The organism is Acinetobacter sp. 24-47-39, assembly GCF_056783825.1.
Map to the genome: position 1 here is coordinate 1 of NZ_JBWYIP010000053.1, position 227 is coordinate 227.

The 227-nt window shown below is 46.7% G+C and carries 1 protein-coding gene; it reads right to left on the minus strand.

Annotated features, from left to right (window positions below; all coding sequences use genetic code 11):
* On the minus strand, positions 1–227 hold a 227-nt coding region (locus tag AC1M9C_RS15025; protein WP_481953987.1), incomplete at both ends, for an FAD-dependent oxidoreductase.

Consider the following 227-nt stretch of genomic DNA (forward strand, 5'->3'; position numbering starts at 1 on the left):
TTCAACACCAGAGTTACCACCACCGATCACAGCCACACGTTTCCCTTTGAACAATGGACCATCACAGTGTGGGCAGTACGCAACACCACGGCTTTTGTATTCTTGCTCACCGGGTACATTCATTTCTCTCCAACGAGCACCTGTAGACAAGATGACCGTTTTCGATTCAAGTTTTGCACCATTCTCTAAAGTTACTTCAACTAAACCGTTGGCAGTTTCATCCGCAC